Raw genomic sequence first — 17,034 nt, forward strand, 5'->3', positions numbered from 1 at the left:
AAGGTGGCTCAAGACACCAGTGGATCTGCGCTGACACTGACCGAAAACCGCTCCCGATAAGCCTGTGGCGTCACGCCCATGGCCCGCAGGAAACTGCGGCGCAGGGTTTCTTCGCTGCCGAAGCCGCATTGCACCGCTACTCGTTTGATCGGCACGCCGGTATCGCTGAGCAAACGCCGCGCGGTTTCGACGCGGATCAGTTCGATGGCCCGGGCCGGGGTCTGGCCGGTGTCGGCGCGGTAGTGGCGCACGAAGCTGCGTTCGCTCATGCCGGCCTGCAAGGCCAGGGTCGGGATGCCAAGGTCGCGGGCCAGATTTTCGCTGATCCAGGCGTGAAGTTCGTCGAAACGGTTGCCTTCCTGTTGCAGTGACAAGGTCACGCTGAATTGCGACTGGCCACCCGGACGTTTGAGAAACACCACCAGTTGCCTCGCGACTTCTAGGGCCATGGTGCGCCCCAGGTCTTCTTCGACCATGGCCAACGCCAGGTCGATGCCGGCGGTCACCCCGGCCGAGGTCCAGACCGGGCCGTCGTTGATGAAGATCGGGTTGGGCTCGACGTGCAATTGCGGATGCTGCTGCGCCAGTTGCTCGCAACGGGTCCAGTGGGTGACCACGCGCCGGCCGTCGAGCCAGCCGCTGGCCGCCAGCAGGAACGCACCGGTGCATACCGAGGAAACCCGCCGGCAGCCACGGGCATGTTCGCGCACCCAGGCGACCAACGGCGCATCTTCCGCAGCTGCGTAAACACCCCAGCCACCGGCGATGATCAGGGTATCAGTGCCCTCATCCGGCAACGGTTCGGCCAACAGCGCCAACCCCGCCGACGACATCACCGCCCCGCCGCCACTGGTAATCACGGTCGGTGCGTAGGGTGGCGGCAGGCCTTGCTGGCGGGCTATGTCGTTGGCCGAAGCGAAAACCTGCAACGGCCCGGTGACGTCGAGTATTTGCACGTTGGCGAAAGCGAGTACATGGATGGTTTTCGACATTTGGCGTAATTCGTGGGGATATTGGCGTATGCGCCAAAGCCTACGAGCCTAGAGTCAAACCGTCCACCCACTTCACGAGAAAAAACACCATGACGTTGCAGATCGGTTTTCTGTTGTTTCCACAGGTTCAGCAACTGGACCTGACCGGCCCTTACGACGTACTGGCCTCGCTGCCGGATGTGAAAGTACATCTGATCTGGAAAGACCTTATGCCGGTCACCGCCAGCACCGGCCTGCTGTTGAAACCGACCACCACCTTCGATAATTGCCCGGCACTGGACGTGATCTGCGTGCCCGGTGGCAGTGGCGTCGGACCCTTGATGGAAGATGACCAGACTCTGGACTTTCTCAAGGCCCAGGCCGCCAACGCGCGGTACATCACTTCGGTGTGCACCGGCTCGCTGGTGCTGGGTGCGGCGGGATTGCTCAAGGGCAAACGCGCCACCACTCACTGGGCATATCACGAACTACTCAAGCCGCTGGGCGCAATCGCGGTGCAAGACCGGGTGGTTCGTGACGGCAATCTGTTGACCGGTGGCGGCATCACCGCCGGTATCGACTTCGCCCTGACCCTGGCCGCCGAGCTGTTCGACCAGGCCACCGCCGAGTTGGTGCAACTGCAACTGGAATACGCCCCGGCCCCGCCGTTTACCGCAGGCAGCCCCGAGACGGCCCCGGCCAGCGTGTTGGGAGAGGCTCGCCAGCGGGCTGCCGGCTCGTTGAAACTGCGGGCGCAGATCACCGAGCGCGCGGCGGCGAAACTCGATCGACAGTGAAAAAATGGCGGCGGGAACCCGGTTCCTGCCGCCACGACTTTTCATGCGCGCAAAAAAAACCCGCCGAAGCGGGTTTTTCCAAGACCATGACGACTCCTTGTCGTTGCGTTCCTTGCATATGGTCGATCATCCATGATCCTGAGCACATCCTGTGCTTCAGTGGGTGAGGCCAGATTACGCTTCGGATCCAATTTGTAACAGGCGATATCGCTACCATCGCGTGTAAGACATTCGCTATAAACCACCGTCCGAAAACCCTTAGACGCCTCAGGTTTCGAGCCGACTTCAGCCACTCTGTTGCTCGTGGGCTTTGGCATTGTCGATCAAAAACTGCTCGATATTGTTCATTTGCTCTTCCCAGCCACGACTGTCCATGCGGAAAGCCCTTTCGCGACGGGCCTGGGGAATGTGATCGAAACCGGACTCGGAGACCTTGAGCAACGTGCCGTTGTCCATGTCTTCGAGCTCGAATTTCACCAGGGTGGTGGGCTCCTGGGAGTAATCGACTTCAGGGTTCACGGCATACGGGTGCCAGCGAAACGAAAGCAGCCGCTCCGGCTCGACCCGCTCTACCAGTACATTCCAGCGCAAATGTTCATAACCGGGATAGGTAACCTGCCCCTGGGTCCATTCGCCTGCCACAAAACGCTTGCCTTCCAGCGCCACGCCAAACCACTGTCCGAACACTTCGGCATTGGCCAGCACACGCCAGACCTGTGAACGCTTGGCCTTGAGCAGGATTTTCCTTTCGATGCGATCAGATGCTGGGTTCATAAGTCACCTCCTGTACTTGAACAGTAGGCCAGTAAGACCACAAGACCAACCCTAAAGTTGTACCAATCGGGATAAGCAATCAACCATACCTTAGATATTCGGTTGCATTTGCGTGGATAAGTTCTGGGCAATCGCAAAGTCAGCGGGTCGAAACTGCTAACGTTTGCCCTCGAAACAGCATGGAAAAGGATAGCGACATGAAAAATCTGCGCGGCAGTTGCCTGTGCCCCTCGGCGCTACACTGCATATTTCTTTCGGTCACAGCGAGCACTCCAGCATGAACCCACGCTTACTCTTGGCGCTGCCCCCCCTGTTGTTCACCTCCATGGCGTTCGCCGTGGACTGCGACAACGCCAGCGATCAGGCGACGATGAACCAGTGCGCGGCGCAGCAGAACGCGGCCGCCGACAAGGAATTGAATGCGCTGTACCAGCAGATCACTTCGCGGCTCAAGAGCAACCCGGACAGCAAGAAGCAGTTGGTGGGTGCGCAGCGGGCGTGGGTTGCGTTCCGCGATGCCGAGTGCAAGTTTTCGGCATCCGGGGTGGAAGGCGGGAGTGTGTATCCGCTGATTTACAGCAACTGCACCACGGAACTGACCAAGGCACGGGTTCAGACGTTCAAGAACTACCTGAAGTGCCAGGAGGGGGATATGAGTTGCCCGGTGCCGGGGGTTTGATTTTTGCTGTTTTTGCGGTGTTTTTGAGGGCCCCATCGCGAGCAAGCTCGCTCCCACAGGGGATTAGGGTGTACTCGCAATGCCGGCGTCACCACAAAAACTGTGGGAGCGAGCTTGCTCGCGATGAGGTCGGCACATTCAACATTGATGTTGCCTGACATGCCGCCATCGCGGGCAAGCCCGCTCCCACAGGGTTCAGTGGTGTTCACGCGATAGTGATCACACTGCGAGTCCACTGTGGGAGCGGGCTTGCCCGCGAAGGCGTCAGTTCAGGCGCCGTAATTACCGGACAAAAATCTGCGCCGTGGTAATCGCCATGTCTCCGCCCGGCAACTTGATGCTGCCCGTCTGCTTCAGGCTGTCGGCATCAAAGATCGCCACGTCGTTGAACGTCCCCGCCAGGTAGATCTTGCTGCCGTCCTTGTTGAAGGAAATGCAGTAATACGAGTGATCGAGCGCGGCGGACTGGAGCATTTTCTTCTGCTTGATGTCGTACTTGGCCAGGCGGTTGAGTACGCCAAACATCAGGTTCGGGTCCTTGGGCGAACGCATGCCGCTGAAGTAGATTTCGGTCAGAGGCCCGAAGTCGGTGGTTTCGGTCTTGCCGGTCTTCAGGTCGACGCTGAACAGGCCGTACAGGTATTCGGCGGTGGCCGGGTCCTGTTTCTTGTCCTTGAATTTCGCCGCGGTGTAGAGCAGCGAGAAGTCATGCCGATAGGTCTGCTGGTTCCACACGTAGAGCACGTCCGGTGCGCTGTAGTTCGGGCGTTTCCAGTGACGGCTGGGGATCAGTACGTCGAACTTGCCGGTTTGCACATTGACCTTGTAAACGTCCGCCCCGGCCACGTACAGCGTGCCGTCGTCACCGCTCTGCATGATGGTCAGTTGGCGCGGCGCCGGGAAACTGCGCAGCGGCTTGGCGTCCATGCCGGCATCGGTCGAATACACGTCGAGCCGTGGCTGCTGCACTTCGTAGCGATCGTTCATCATCAGCGTCGGGTTGGCGACGGTGTACAGCTCCTTGCCGTCGTGGCTGACCGTGAAGGCGAACATGGACCTGGCCTTCTCACCCGGCTTCTGGGTGATGCTGGCGTGGAACACCTGCTTGCAGTTGTCCAGTTCGACACCGTAGACATCCGCATAGTGATTGTTCAGCACGTAGGCGGTCTTGCGGTCCGGCGACAACTGCACGGAGCCGGGACCGAAGGCATCGGGCATCTTGCAGGTCTTGAACAGCGTGTCGGTGGCCAGGTCGATCACGTGCAGGTTGTTCGGGTAGTTGGTGGTCACCATGTATTCGTGACCGACTTGCAGCGCGGTATTTTCATCGGCCAGAACACTGACAGAACAGCTGCTCAGGACGGCGAACGCGGCCAGGCCGCAGGCTTTGATGTTACGCATGCTGGAATCCTTCTTCTGTGATCACTTGTCTTTGGGGAAGACAGTGCCGAGGTTGCGCCAGTTGTCGTTGGACGCCTGGGCATCCTTGTTCCAGTCCGGGTAGGTGCTCATCATGTCGGGCACCTGGGCCGGCCACCAGCAAGGGTCGGAGCACCCGTAGAGATCGGCCTCCATCGGCTGGCACAACGACGACACACCGCCAAACGCATCGATTTCCCAGCCCGGGTCGGTGGTCGAGGCACAGCCCGCCACGGAACTCATGGCCACCACTTCTTCTATGCGGTTTTCATCCGCGGCCTGATCCAGCTTCAACGCTTTGTTATTGATTGCCTTGAGATGTTTCATATCAGTGAGCCTTGCGCGGAGTGATGTAACTGCTGATGAACGCAGGGTTATTGGCCATGATCCGGGTGTAGACCTCGATGCCGAAGTCGACCCAGTCACGCATCAGTTCGCAGTAGTGATAGGTTGGGTGGGTCGGATCGCCATAGCGGGCGTAGCTCTCGTGGTAGCAGCCGCCGGAACACAGGTTGCGGATCTGACAGTCTTCGCAGCCAGTGTTGGTGCGGTCCAGGCGCTGGGACAGGAAGTCGTTCAACTCCACCTGTTTCACGCCGCTATGGACGTTGCCGAAGGTCGGCAGGCTCGAACCGGTAAAACGGTGGCACAGGTTCAGCTCGCCCTTGTGATCCACCGCCAGCATCTTCAGGCCCGCGCCGCATGGCAGGGCTTTCTTGTGGCCTTCGTGGATGTCGGTGATGAGCTGGTGCAGGTTGGAGAACCCGATGTTGCGGTGTTCCAGCGCCGCTTCCAGGTAACGACGACCCAGCGCCTTCATGTTGGCGAACACCTGCACCAGTTCATCGCTGGTGAGATTGAAGCTGCTGATGTCGCCGGAGGTCACCGGGGCAAAGCCGACTTCGGCAAAACCCAGTTCGTTGAACAGGTGATCCCAGATGGTTTCGACGTCGGTCACGCCGGTGGTGAGCGTTACGCGAGCTCCGACCGGACGGCTGTTGTAGCGCGACAACAGCATCTCGGCCTTGCGCCGCACCACGTCATAGGTGCCCTGCCCGCCCACGGTGATGCGGTTGCGGTCGTGCACGGTCTTCGGCCCGTCGATGCTCACCGACAGCCCGAAACGATGGGCATTGAGGTAATCCACCGTTTCTTCGGTGAGCAACGTGGCGTTGGTGGTCATGACGAATTCGACGAACTTGCCCGCCTCGTGAAAACGCTTCTCACAATAGTCGACCATGTACTCGATCAGCTTGCGGTTGCTCAGCGGTTCGCCGCCGAAGAACACCACGGTGAAACGCTCTTCGTCCGGGGATTCGCGCAGTAGCATTTCCACCGAGGCGATCGCCGTTTCGACGTCCATTTTCTTGCCCGCCGACGGCTTGTCGAGGTCTTCCTTGTAGCAATACGTGCAGCTCAGGTTGCAGCCGGTGTTGACGTTGAGCACCACGGTATTGATCGCCGTGCGCTCGACCCGCTTGGTCGCGATGTCGGGGGTCAGCGGCGAGCCGTCGCTGACCAGTTCCAGGGCCATCAGCTCGCGCAGGGTCTCGGTGATTTCCTCGCCGTTGAAACGCGCGGCCAGGCGCTGGATCAGGTCGTCCGAGGAACAACCTGGCCCGCGCAAGGTGTCGATGATGGTGCCCGTCAGTTCATCGCTGGCGAACAGCGAACTGCTGGGGATGTGAAACAGCATGCGGTCAGCATCGACCTGCACTTCGTGCAGGTTGCGTTCGACCAGATTCAAGATAGCGCCCATGGCAAACCTCCTGTGCAGGCCCCGCTTGGCGGGGCTTGCGGTCATTCCGAAAAGTGTCTGAAGCCTGTGCCGTCAGCCAACTCACGGAATGGGTGGATTGTTCCAGCGTTGCACGGTCACGATCAGGTGGCCTTCGCCGGTCAGGGATTTCCCTGCGTCGTCGACGGCGGCGATCACCTTGAGGTTGCCGGCATTGTTGGTGGACATTTTGCGTGCCGGGTTCGGCCCGGCATCGCCCGGAGTGAACACGCCGGTGTCGGCCTGCATGGTGCCGGCGAACTTGACGTCTTCGTCTTCCCTGGCGCGGTCGTCGAAGGCCTCGACTTTCCACTGCGCCGGGAACACACCGATGCGGTACGGCTTGCCATCAGCGCCCTTGCCCCAGGCTTCCGCGTCGAAACGGCCCTGGACTTTCGGCGTCGAACCACCGCCCTCGCCGATCCGTGCCACCGAGAATTCCGGCACAACCTTGACCGAGGCGATCTTGCTATACACCGACAGGCTCGGGCCCTTTAGCGTGCCGACGCTGACCGCGCGCAAACCTGGCTGGGCATTGGCGGCGGCCTTGAGCTTGACCTTGATCCGCTCCGGGCTCTGCTCGACCACTTCGAGCACTTCCACGCCTTTGCCGAAGTCCGGCTTGCCGGTCAGGCCGCTGCCGATCAGGGTCACTTCGGTTTCACTGCCGGCCTTCAGATAACCCGGCTGCACCGCCAGCAAACGGTTGGAGCCTTGCTTGGCGGCGACGAAGTCCAGGCCACGCTCGTCGTGCTCGGCCTCGAACATCCGGCCCTGCATCGCATTGCCCTGGGCGGCGAACACCTGGCGCATGGTCACACCATCGATGGTCACGTTGCCGCGCCATTCGTAGCCGGTGTAGAGGATTGCACTGCCGTTGCCGTTGAACGGCGTGCCGTCGGCGTACTGGCCTTTGACGCTGACCTTGAAGGTGTCGCTGCCATCGGCACTCACGGTCATTACACCCGCCAGCTCACCCTTGCCCGGCAAGTGGCCGCTGAAGCTCCAGTCGCCCACCAGGGCATCGGCTTTCGGCGCGACGCTCTGCCATTTTTTCCAGGCCGGGTTGTCCAGCGGATAACGCTTGGCCAGCAGCGGCACCATCTCTTTGCGGGCCATATCGAACCAGTCGCGGTCCCGGGACAGCGCCTGGTACTCCAGGGACGGCCACTGACCGAGGTGGAAATTCACCAGGCGTTCCCACTCCTGGGCCGGACGCCGTTGCAGGGCAACCCGCGCACCGGAGTGGCAGCGGCCGCACATCTGGCTGGTCTGGTCGTCGAACTGCTCGACGGTATTGAGCCGGCGCTCCAGTGCATAGCGCACGCCGTCGGTTTCGCTCGGCGCCAGGCCCTGGGTGTCGGCCAGGTATTTGACCAGCGTGCGACGGTCGTCATCGCTGATCTGCAAACCGTGCATGGTCTGCATCCGGGCAATGCTCATCAGCCAGCCTTCCGGTGTTTTGCGCTGGTGGCTGATGCGGCTGAGGGCGTTATCGGCTTCGGGGGTGTGACAGCCCTGACAGGTTTCCTTGAGGATGGTCTGGGCGTCGCGGGCTGCCAGGCTATGAGGCGAATGCAGCGCTACACAAGCGGCTACGGCCAGCAGGCTGGCGCTCATGCCTGATCGGAGTTTTCTCTTCATCAACGTCGAACCTCGCACGGTGCGTTCTTATTGTTGTGGCTTATCGTTTTTATGGTTTCTGCCGCCGGCTTTGATCCGCTGACGGAGGCAAGAGAAACGTCTGCGATGAGCAATACACGGAGCGTGCCAGCTTATTAATATCTCAATGAATCAATGACTTGTGACTAATAACCGGTTTTTTTCGGGAGACGTCATGGGCGTTGCACGTTTAATTTCGCGACAACTGTTTCACTCTGAGACAAGCATAGTTTTCTGTAGGAGCGAGCCTGCTCGCGATGGTCGTTAACGATATCGCGTGCTTACAGGCTAAACGTAGTGCTCTTTCGTCCATCGCGAGCAGGCTCGCTCCTACAGGGTGTTGTGTTCGGGACGTCTCACGTCGTCGCAATTTGCGACGTTTATCGATGTCAGGGTGACCCGGAAAATATCTGTCACCCCACTAGATCGGGCCTTGCGGCCGAAAAAACACAACTGGCACAGGCATTGCGAAAGCCCGGTTCTCACGAACAACAAGAGGCCTCGCCAATGTCGCTCCCAAACCTGCTTCCCGCCACTTCGGCATTCATCCAGCGCGCCCCGCGCATGCTCATCGGCGGTGACTGGGTCGAGGCCGCCGACGGCCAGACCATGCCCCTGCACAACCCGGCCACTGGTGAGGTGCTGTGCGTGGTGCCACGGGCAACACCGGAAGATGTCGACCGTGCGGTGCTCGCCGCCCGCCAGGCGTTCGACGATTCGGCCTGGACCCGCACCCGTCCCCGGGAGCGGCAGAACCTGCTGTGGAAACTCGCCGACCTGATGCAGCGCGACGCCGAACTGCTGGCGCAGCTGGAATGCCTGAACAACGGTAAAAGCGCAGCGGTGGCCCAGGTGATGGACGTGCAACTGGCCATCGACTTCCTGCGCTACATGGCCGGTTGGGCGACCAAGATCGAAGGTTCTACGGTTGACGTGTCGGCACCGCTGATGCCCAACGACCAGTTCCACAGCTTCATCCGCCGTGAAGCGGTGGGCGTGGTCGGTGCCATCGTTGCCTGGAACTTCCCGCTGTTGCTGGCCTGCTGGAAACTCGGCCCGGCCCTGGCCACCGGCTGCACCGTGGTGCTAAAGCCGGCCGACGAAACCCCGCTGACCGCACTTAAACTTGCCGAACTGGTGCTGGAAGCCGGTTATCCCGAAGGCGTGTTCAACGTGGTCACCGGCACCGGCATCACTGCAGGTTCTGCCTTGACCCACAACCCGCTGGTGGACAAGCTGACCTTCACCGGCTCCACCGCCGTCGGCAAGCAGATCGGCAAGATCGCCATGGATTCCATGACCCGGGTCACCCTGGAGCTAGGCGGTAAATCACCGACCATCGTCATGGCCGACGCCGACCTGAAAACCGCCGCGGCCGGGGCTGCCAGTGCGATCTTCTTCAACCAGGGCCAGGTCTGCTGCGCAGGCTCGCGGCTGTATGTGCAGCGCAAGCACTTCGACAATGTGGTGGCGGACATCAGCGACATTGCCAACGCCATGAAACTCGGCAACGGCCTGGACCCGAGCGTCGACATGGGGCCCTTGATCTCGGCGCGCCAGCAGGAACGCGTCTACGGGTACATCGAAAAGGGCCGGGAAAGCGGCGCGACCATCGCCTGCGGTGGCGAGCAGTTCGGGCCTGGGTTCTTCGTCAAGCCAACGGTAATTGTCGACGTCGATCAGAAGCACTCACTGGTGCAGGAAGAAATCTTCGGCCCGGTGCTGGTGGCCATCCCGTTCGATGACGAAGCCGATGCCCTGCGCATGGCCAATGACAGTCCGTATGGATTGGGCGCGAGCATCTGGTCCAATGACCTGGCGGCGGTGCACCGGATGATTCCGCGCATCAAGTCAGGATCGGTGTGGGTCAACTGCCACAGCGCCCTGGACCCGGCGCTGCCGTTCGGCGGCTACAAGATGTCCGGGGTCGGGCGTGAGATGGGGTATGCGGCGATCGAGCATTACACCGAATTGAAGTCGGTGCTGATCAAGCTGTGATTCGTAGCGTCCTTCAGGCCGCCTTCGCGAGCAAGCCCGCTCCCACATTGGAATGCGTTCCCCTGTGGGAGCGGGCTTGCCCGCGAAGGCGCCCCCCCAGCCACTACGCCGCTGTTTCGCGGTCCAGTGGGCGACCCACCCGATATTTTGCGCCAGCCCGAAGCGCGTGACGAAGCTTCAGGGCCGGCCGTTCGACGCAGTAGTACGAAACGCCGCTGAGCAGCAACGACAAGGCCAGCACTGTTGCAACAACGGCCCCATCGTAGGCAACCGACCAGACTGCGTGCAGGAAGTACATCACCACATAGTGATTCAGGAACACACCGTAGCTGATATTGCCGAGGAACTCGTCAAGCCGGTGAAACCTGAGCTTTGTCAGCAGGTACACGGCGGGCACGCCCAGCGCTATGCCGGCGGTCACTTCGGCATTGAACGGTCGGCGCTCTATCCATCCCGCCATGATGGCCGCAAACATCAGGGCCGCCACCACGGCGGTGCCGGCAGCGATCGCCAAATCCTTCGGCTGCGCTTTGTACAGGTAGCTGCCGCACAGGAACATGAACAGCACACCCGGCAATAGACGGTAGCCGTACAGGTCGGTGTTGATGAAACCCAGGCACGCGGCCATGAAGACGACGACGGATAGAGCAAACGCAACGCCCCGCGCCCTATAGATGATCAGGAAAGGGATCATCAGGTAGAAGCACATCTCAAGCCCCAAAGACCAGGCCGGCGGCAAGATCCACGATCCCGCCGCGCCGAACATGTAGAAGCCGAGTGGCACGATAGCCAGGCTTGCGGCGATGTTGCGCAGCGTCAGCTCGGCGGCTTGAGGCGTGCCGGGCAGCAGGAAATAGATCACCGCACAGGAAACCACGAAGTAGAACAGGAATTGAGGATAGAGCCGCAGGGCGCGGTCCAGGTAGAACAGGCCGACTTTCTCCGGCGCCTTGTAGTTGCGTTCGATCAGCGAGGTCATCACGAAACCGCTGATGATCAGGAAGGAAATCACGGCAATCACGCCGGGGTTTAGCCCCATGAATGTCTTGCCCATATGAGAAACAGCCACCAGAGCGGCCAATAGCAGACGATAAGCTCCCACTTACACCCCAAAATTCCTTGTCGTTATGGCGCGTAAATTACGATGCTTTGCGCTGGGAGAACAGGCTTTTTCGCCGTATTCGGACGTTCTTCATTCAGGGTTTGAAACCCTGGCCCAGCAACCAGCTGCGAACCATCCGCCCCTGCTCCACCGTCAGCCCGGCCAATACCTGATCCGCCGGCTCTCCCTGCTTTAACCTCTGCACCAACGCCGCCACCTCAACCCCATGCACATGCCAGATACCCAGCGGTTGATCCACCGTGATCACCACCTCGGCTTCATCGACCAGCCCATCACGCAACACCGGCGCCCGTTCAATCCTCAGCGCATTGAAATCCGCCTCGGCATGGGCCACTTCGGCATCCGGCCAGCTCCGTCGTGCCTGCCAGAACGGCTGGTCCGGCCAGCGCTGCTCATCGGCATAAAAATCCCGGCCGATCCGCGCAAACCGCAAAAACAACTGCCCCACCCGCTGCTGGTGGAAACGCTGGGCCAGAGCCGCTCGTTCGGGTTTGCACAGCAGCGTGTTGATCACCGCGGGCGCCTGCAACGCCGAAGACAAGGACTGAAAGATCCCGTTGCCCGACAATGGGTCCACCGCCATTGCCGCATCGCCGACCCGAATCCAGTTATCGCCACACACCTGCGGGCTCAGAATCGCCGTGCTGCTGCGGGCGTGCAGTTGCAGATCAGATTCCGCTTCGCCCGCAAAAAATGCGGCGGCCAACTTCGAACCCTGGCGCCGCTGTCGACAGTAATCGAGCAACATAGCCTTGCCCGGCAACCCGGCACTGGCCACATCCACCGTCCATTGCCAGTAACACTGGCCGTCGGCGCGCCGCGCCATCCACGCCCAACCGTCCTCAAGGCTTTCCACGGCGCTGGCCGTGCTGCCCGGCGAACTCTGCCAGCGATTGAGCAAGCTGACGGTCTCGGGCCCACGCAAGCCTTTGCCGATAGCGGGGGCCTGACGTCCACGGGCCTCTACGAGAAACGGCGCCAGCAGCGGTTCGCGGCCGTCGATTTCGATTCGGTGGCCATTGGTCGATGACTGAACCGTCAGCACCCGGCCTTCGATCAACTCGACCCCCGCCAGGCGCAAATCCTCACGCAGACCTCGGTCAAACAGCGGACGGTCGAGCAAGTATTCGATGTTCTGCGCATGCTGCTGGCCATTCCAGTTCACCTGGCGTTGAGAAGGCAGCGTCGCCTCCGCCAACGCCTGGTGCAGACCCGCGCTGCGCAAGGCTTCCAGAACCCGCACGGACACGCCTTCGAGCGCCGCAAACCGGCGCCATTCGCTGATCAGCGTGACGCCATGGCCCAGCCGCCTCAAACCCAGCGCGACCGCGGCCCCCGCCGGGCCGGCGCCCAGAATGACGATGTCGTTCACGGCCCGAAACGCCGTTCAGGACCACGGTAACGGGCATGCTCGCGCAACCACTCGATGACTTGCTCATTGCTGGCACCAGGCTGTTCGACGAGGAACCCGGCAATGTGTCCGCTCAAGGCGGCACAACCGAGGCTCGCCCCGGATTGCCCCGGGTAGGTGCCATGCACACACGCGGCGAAATCCGCCTGGGCGCTGTTGAGCCACGACCATTCCTGCTCGGCGCACCGCGCATCGCCGGTCACCCGCAACACCTGCGGATAGTTCGCCGGAAACACCCCTTCCCCTTGGGCCGGGCTCGACGCACACAGCAGCACGCCCTGCGCCACCGCCGCCGCGCAGGCCGCGCGCAACAGGCTGCGATCCTGGCGCAGGCCAAGGCTCAAATTGATCAGTCGCACGTCCTGCGTCAGCAGCCAGTCAATCGCCGTGGCGATCTGCAAGGCGCTGGTGACACCCCGCTGGTCGAACACCTGAGCCACGCAAAACAGCGCCGAGGGTGCACGCCGGCCGATGGCCTCGATCACCGCACTGCCATGCCCCAGCGGGTCTTCGCGCAAGTCGCCCTCGGCCAGGCCGTCTTCGAGCAATGAAAAGCGTCGACCGGCGATCACTTGCACCCGTTGTGCCGCCGAGTGACCGCTGTCCACCACACCAATGCGCAACTCAGGTTTCATGCAGCACCGTTTTCGAGGTCAGTACGCCGTCGAGCAATTCGAAGCGCAGGTCGGCGTCGGCCAGGGTTGAAGGGCGATGGCTGATCAGGATGCGCGTACGTCCGGCAAACAGGAGGTCGATGGCGTCGATGACCTCGCGTTCGGTGGCTTCATCCACTGCGGACGTGGCTTCATCGAGCACCAGGATCAGTGGGTCCTGCAACAGTGCCCGGGCAATCGCGATGCGTTGTTTCTGCCCGCCGGACAACTGCTGGCCCCGCTCGCCCAAGGGACTGTCGAGACCTTCGGGCAAGGACTCGATCAGGCTGTCGAGTTGCGCCAGTCGCGCCACGTCGGCAATCGCCTCGCGGCTGGCGTCCGGTGCCGCGTAGGCCAGGTTGTCGGCGAGGCTGCCGCGAAACAGCACGATGTCCTGGCTGACAATGGCGATGCGCCGACGCAACTGGAACAGATCCAGCTCGCGCAGATCGACGTCGCCCAGCAGTACCCGTCCCGATTGCGGATCGTGATGACGTTGCAGCAGGTCGATCAGGGTGGACTTGCCCACGCCCGAGCCGCCGCTGAGGGCCACTTTCATACCGTAGGGAATCCGCGCCTCGATGCCGCGCAGGGTCGATTGGCGGCCGGGATGAGCGAAGTGCACGTTGTCGAACCAGAGATCGCCGCCAGTGGGCATTGCCCTTGGCGTGGCGGGCGTCAACACGGTCGGTTGTTCGCCGCGCAATTCCATGACCCGGCCGAGGCTGACGGTCATCCGCTGGATCGCGACGTAGAGCCCGAGCAGGCTCTGCACCGGCCCCACGGCCATCCCCAGGTAGGTAGAAAAGGCAATCAGGGCGCCGAGCTGCCAGGTGCCCTGCACCACCCAGTAACCGCCGATCAGAAATGCGCAGGCGCGGGACAGCGAGGTCAGGGTACCGGGCACGGCCTGGGTGAAAAACTCGGTGACTTGCAGGCGCAGCAACTGGCTCATGTAGCCCTGCCCCAGCGTCTCGAGGCGCCGCGCTTCGCGCTGTTGCTGGCCGGCGGACTGGATGAACTTCATCACCGGCAACGTCTCGACCATGAACGACGACATGTCCGCCGAACGCTCGCGCAACTGCCGCACATCGCGCTCCACCTTGCGCCGCATCCAGCGCAGCCAGAGGACGTCGAGGGGAATCAGCACAAGCGCCAGCAGCGACAGTTTCCAGGACAAGGTCAGCAGCATCGCTACCGCGACCACCAGGCCGATCACGCTGGACACCGCCGAGAACAGCGAGTCCACGGCGAACCGCTGGATTTCCGCGACATCGCCATCGAGGCGCGACATCAGGTCGCCGATGCGCCGCTGGCCGTAAAAGCTCGGCGACAGGGTTTGCAAATGCCGGTACAGGTCATCGCGCAGGGCAAACAGCATGCGCCCGGACAGTCGCGTGTGCAGGTAGCGGTTGATGCCCGACAGCGCCGTGCCCAGCAACCCGGCGACGATCATCAGCCCGGCGATCATGACCAGCATCGGGAAATTGCGCGCCAACAGGCCATCGTCGATCAGCAGTTTGGTCAGCCACGGCTGCACCAGCACCAGCGCCGAGGCGCAGACCGACAAACCCAGCAGCCCGGCAATCGCCAGGCGATGGGGTCGCACGAAGCTGTACAGCCAACGCAATGCCGCTTGCAGAGCCTCGGGGTTCTGGCTGTCGATCAGACGAACGATCAGGCGCTGCATCACGAACGCAACTGTTTGAGCTTGCGATAAAGCGTCGCGCGACTGATGCCCAGAGCGTCGGCGGCGGCCGAGACATTGCCCTGATGCGTGTCCAGGGACTGACGGATCAGCTCCAGTTCGTTTTCCCGGATGCTGCCGGCCTGGGGCCGTTCGCTGGTGGTCAACTCGTCGAGCATGCTGTCGGGCAAGTGGTCGAGGGTCAGCACGGTTTCGCCCGGTTCGCGCATGGCCAGCGCGGTGCGCAGGACCATCTCCAATTGGCGGATGTTGCCCGGCCACTGATAACCGTTGAGCAAGCGATCGAGATCATCGTGCAGGACCACGGCGGGTGCGCCCAATGTCGTCAGCATGCGAGTGACGAGCGCGCCGAAATCTTCGCGCTCGCGCAGGGCCGGAAGCATCACGCTGATGCCATTGACCCGGTAGAACAGGTCCTCGCGAAAGTGTTTTTCTTCCACCAGACGCTTGAGGTCGCGGTGGGTGGCGCAGATCAGCGCGACGTCCATGTCCTGCTCTTCGCCTGCACCCAGGGGCGCGACCTTGCGATCCTGCAGCACCCGCAACAACCGGGCCTGCAAAGCCAAAGGCATATCGCCGATTTCATCGAGGAACAAGGTGCCGCCATGGGCCTGCTGCAAACGCCCGACCATGCCGCCCCGGCGTGAACCGGTGAACGCGCCTTCACGATAGCCGAACAGTTCGGACTCGATCAGGCCTTCGGGAATGGCCGCGCAGTTCACCGCCACGAAGGGTTTGTCGCAGCGCGCTCCGGCCATGTGCAGGGCACGGGCGATCACCTCTTTACCGGTGCCGGTTTCGCCCAGCAACAAGACCGGCAGTTCATTGGCCAGGCCTTGACGGGCCATGCGCAAGGCACGGGCGTAGCGGGTATTGCTGCCGGCGAGCGCTTCCAGGTCCGGTTGCGCCTTGGCCGGTTTCGCGACAGTGCGCGGCGGGCTGCTGACGTTGATCGAGCGCTGCGGCGCGCGCAGGGTCTTGTAGAAGAATTCACCCTTGGCGGTTTGCAGGCTGCCGGCTCCACCCTGATGCAGACGCGCCAACAATTGCAGGCCGTCGACTCCGAGAAACTCTTCGCAGTGCCGACCGATCAGGGCCGAGCGCTCGGCGTGGAGCAACTGGCAGGCCTGGGCGCTGACCGCCAGGATCTGCCCGCCGAGGCTCACGGCCAGCAGGCCTTGCCACGGGGATTCCAGATATTGCCGACGGCTGTGGAAGGCCAGGACGATTTCGTCCGGATAACTGGCGTTGAACACCCGGCTTTCGATCTGGCTGACCGCCATGGCCAGCAGCGCAGTGCTGTCGTGGGCGCGGCCGAGCGGGCCTTCGCGGGTCAGGTCAAGGACGCCAAGAATGTCGCCCTGGGGGCAATGGATCGGCACCGAAGTGCAGGAAAAATCACTGAGGCGATCCAGGTAATGTTCGCCGCAATCGATCAGGGTCGGCCGGGCTTCCACCAGTGCCGTGCCCAGGGCGTTGGTGCCGCGAACCGCTTCGCTCCAGCAGGTGCCGAGGGTGATGTCCTGCAGGCCGCTGCCCTTGAGACGGTCGGCGCGGCCTTCGACGGCGAGGATGGTGGCGTCGGAGTTGGCGAGGATGATCAGCCCTTCCTTGCCCTGACGCTCGGCCAGGTAATCGATGGCCGGCAACGCAGCGTCGATCAACAAGCGGTTGCTGGACAGCAACACGTCGAGGCTGGCACTCGATTCCAGCGCCAGCTCATGCTTGGCATTGAAATGCACGCCATGGCTGAGACTGCGTCGCCACGAGGCATCGATTTCCGCACGCAGGACGCCATCCGGCACTTCGCCTTCCAGGTGCAACTTTTCCCGAGCCAGCCGGGCTTCGCGATGCAGTTTGGGGGAGTTTGTTTTTATTGGCGTCATCAAGCGCTCCGGGTCATCCACCCTGCGCCTTCATACGTCGGCGCCCTGGAGCAATCTTTACGTTAACGTCAGGGCTATGGCAAGTCCTGTGGCGAGGGGGCTTGCCCCCGTTCGGCTGCGCAGCAGTCGTAAACCGACGAACGTCGTATTTGCGGGAATACAAGGTCGCTAGTTTT

Annotated in this window: 14 protein-coding genes; 3 read left to right on the top strand and 11 right to left on the bottom strand. The window is 61.9% G+C overall.

Features of this window, described 5'->3' with window-relative positions; all coding sequences use genetic code 11:
- Nucleotides 1-8: 8 nt before the first annotated feature.
- Nucleotides 9-992 (bottom strand): GlxA family transcriptional regulator, encoded by a 984-nt coding sequence (locus ABIE16_RS27495; RefSeq protein WP_429522339.1) that lies wholly within the window; start codon nucleotides 990-992, stop codon nucleotides 9-11.
- 89 nt (nucleotides 993-1,081) lie between these two features.
- On the opposite strand from ABIE16_RS27495, the gene inhA reads away from it, so the two are divergent.
- Nucleotides 1,082-1,768 carry an isonitrile hydratase gene (inhA, locus tag ABIE16_RS27500; protein WP_429522340.1) on the top strand — a complete coding sequence of 229 codons (687 nt, stop codon included), beginning with the start codon at nucleotides 1,082-1,084 and terminating at the stop codon, nucleotides 1,766-1,768.
- A 285-nt stretch (nucleotides 1,769-2,053) separates the two neighbouring features.
- On the opposite strand, the gene ABIE16_RS27505 is transcribed toward inhA, so the two are convergent.
- Nucleotides 2,054-2,542 carry an SRPBCC family protein gene (locus tag ABIE16_RS27505; RefSeq protein ID WP_057713927.1) on the bottom strand — a complete coding sequence of 163 codons (489 nt, stop codon included), beginning with the start codon at nucleotides 2,540-2,542 and terminating at the stop codon, nucleotides 2,054-2,056.
- Between the two features lie 277 nt (nucleotides 2,543-2,819).
- Here ABIE16_RS27505 and ABIE16_RS27510 point away from each other — a divergent pair, with 277 nt between their 5' ends.
- On the top strand, nucleotides 2,820-3,221 hold the full coding sequence (locus tag ABIE16_RS27510) for a lysozyme inhibitor LprI family protein (protein WP_429522341.1): 402 nt from the start codon (nucleotides 2,820-2,822) through the stop codon (nucleotides 3,219-3,221).
- A gap of 282 nt (nucleotides 3,222-3,503) precedes the next feature.
- On the opposite strand, the gene peaD is transcribed toward ABIE16_RS27510, so the two are convergent.
- From peaD to peaA, 4 genes are all read right to left on the bottom strand, one after another.
- Nucleotides 3,504-4,622, bottom strand: a complete 1,119-nt coding sequence (gene peaD / locus ABIE16_RS27515; RefSeq protein ID WP_090456933.1) for a quinohemoprotein amine dehydrogenase subunit beta — start codon at nucleotides 4,620-4,622, stop codon at nucleotides 3,504-3,506.
- A 21-nt stretch (nucleotides 4,623-4,643) separates the two neighbouring features.
- On the bottom strand, nucleotides 4,644-4,967 hold the full coding sequence (gene qhpC / locus ABIE16_RS27520) for a quinohemoprotein amine dehydrogenase subunit gamma (protein ID WP_008016081.1): 324 nt from the start codon (nucleotides 4,965-4,967) through the stop codon (nucleotides 4,644-4,646).
- Between the two features lies 1 nt (nucleotide 4,968).
- Nucleotides 4,969-6,399 carry a quinohemoprotein amine dehydrogenase maturation protein gene (gene peaB, locus ABIE16_RS27525; RefSeq protein ID WP_349735350.1) on the bottom strand — a complete coding sequence of 477 codons (1,431 nt, stop codon included), beginning with the start codon at nucleotides 6,397-6,399 and terminating at the stop codon, nucleotides 4,969-4,971.
- Nucleotides 6,400-6,480: 81 nt separating this feature from the next.
- Nucleotides 6,481-8,061: a quinohemoprotein amine dehydrogenase subunit alpha gene (peaA, locus tag ABIE16_RS27530; RefSeq protein WP_429522342.1), complete on the bottom strand. Its 1,581-nt coding sequence runs from the start codon at nucleotides 8,059-8,061 to the stop codon at nucleotides 6,481-6,483.
- A gap of 525 nt (nucleotides 8,062-8,586) precedes the next feature.
- On the opposite strand from peaA, the gene ABIE16_RS27535 reads away from it, so the two are divergent.
- Nucleotides 8,587-10,077, top strand: coding sequence for an aldehyde dehydrogenase family protein (locus tag ABIE16_RS27535; protein WP_057713922.1), 1,491 nt, complete (start codon nucleotides 8,587-8,589; stop codon nucleotides 10,075-10,077).
- A gap of 103 nt (nucleotides 10,078-10,180) precedes the next feature.
- Here the strand turns inward: ABIE16_RS27535 and ABIE16_RS27540 are convergent, their stop codons facing one another.
- The 5 genes from ABIE16_RS27540 to ABIE16_RS27560 form a co-directional block, all read right to left on the bottom strand.
- Nucleotides 10,181-11,179, bottom strand: a complete 999-nt coding sequence (locus tag ABIE16_RS27540; protein ID WP_429522343.1) for an acyltransferase family protein — start codon at nucleotides 11,177-11,179, stop codon at nucleotides 10,181-10,183.
- A 94-nt stretch (nucleotides 11,180-11,273) separates the two neighbouring features.
- Nucleotides 11,274-12,572 (bottom strand): flavin-dependent monooxygenase QhpG, encoded by a 1,299-nt coding sequence (qhpG, locus tag ABIE16_RS27545; protein ID WP_429522344.1) that lies wholly within the window; start codon nucleotides 12,570-12,572, stop codon nucleotides 11,274-11,276.
- Nucleotides 12,569-13,246: a subtilisin-like serine protease QhpE gene (gene qhpE, locus ABIE16_RS27550; protein WP_154861497.1), complete on the bottom strand. Its 678-nt coding sequence runs from the start codon at nucleotides 13,244-13,246 to the stop codon at nucleotides 12,569-12,571. Before qhpE ends, qhpG begins: the two co-directional genes overlap by 4 nt.
- Nucleotides 13,236-14,954 carry an ABC transporter ATP-binding protein gene (locus ABIE16_RS27555; RefSeq protein ID WP_429522345.1) on the bottom strand — a complete coding sequence of 573 codons (1,719 nt, stop codon included), beginning with the start codon at nucleotides 14,952-14,954 and terminating at the stop codon, nucleotides 13,236-13,238. Before ABIE16_RS27555 ends, qhpE begins: the two co-directional genes overlap by 11 nt.
- A complete protein-coding gene (locus ABIE16_RS27560) occupies nucleotides 14,954-16,858 on the bottom strand; it encodes a sigma-54-dependent Fis family transcriptional regulator (protein ID WP_429522346.1) in 1,905 nt (634 codons plus the stop codon). Before ABIE16_RS27560 ends, ABIE16_RS27555 begins: the two co-directional genes overlap by 1 nt.
- Nucleotides 16,859-17,034: the final 176 nt, after the last annotated feature.

It is taken from the genome of Pseudomonas sp. 2725 (assembly GCF_050434585.1).
In the GTDB taxonomy this organism is placed as follows: Bacteria; Pseudomonadota; Gammaproteobacteria; order Pseudomonadales; family Pseudomonadaceae; genus Aquipseudomonas; species Aquipseudomonas jessenii.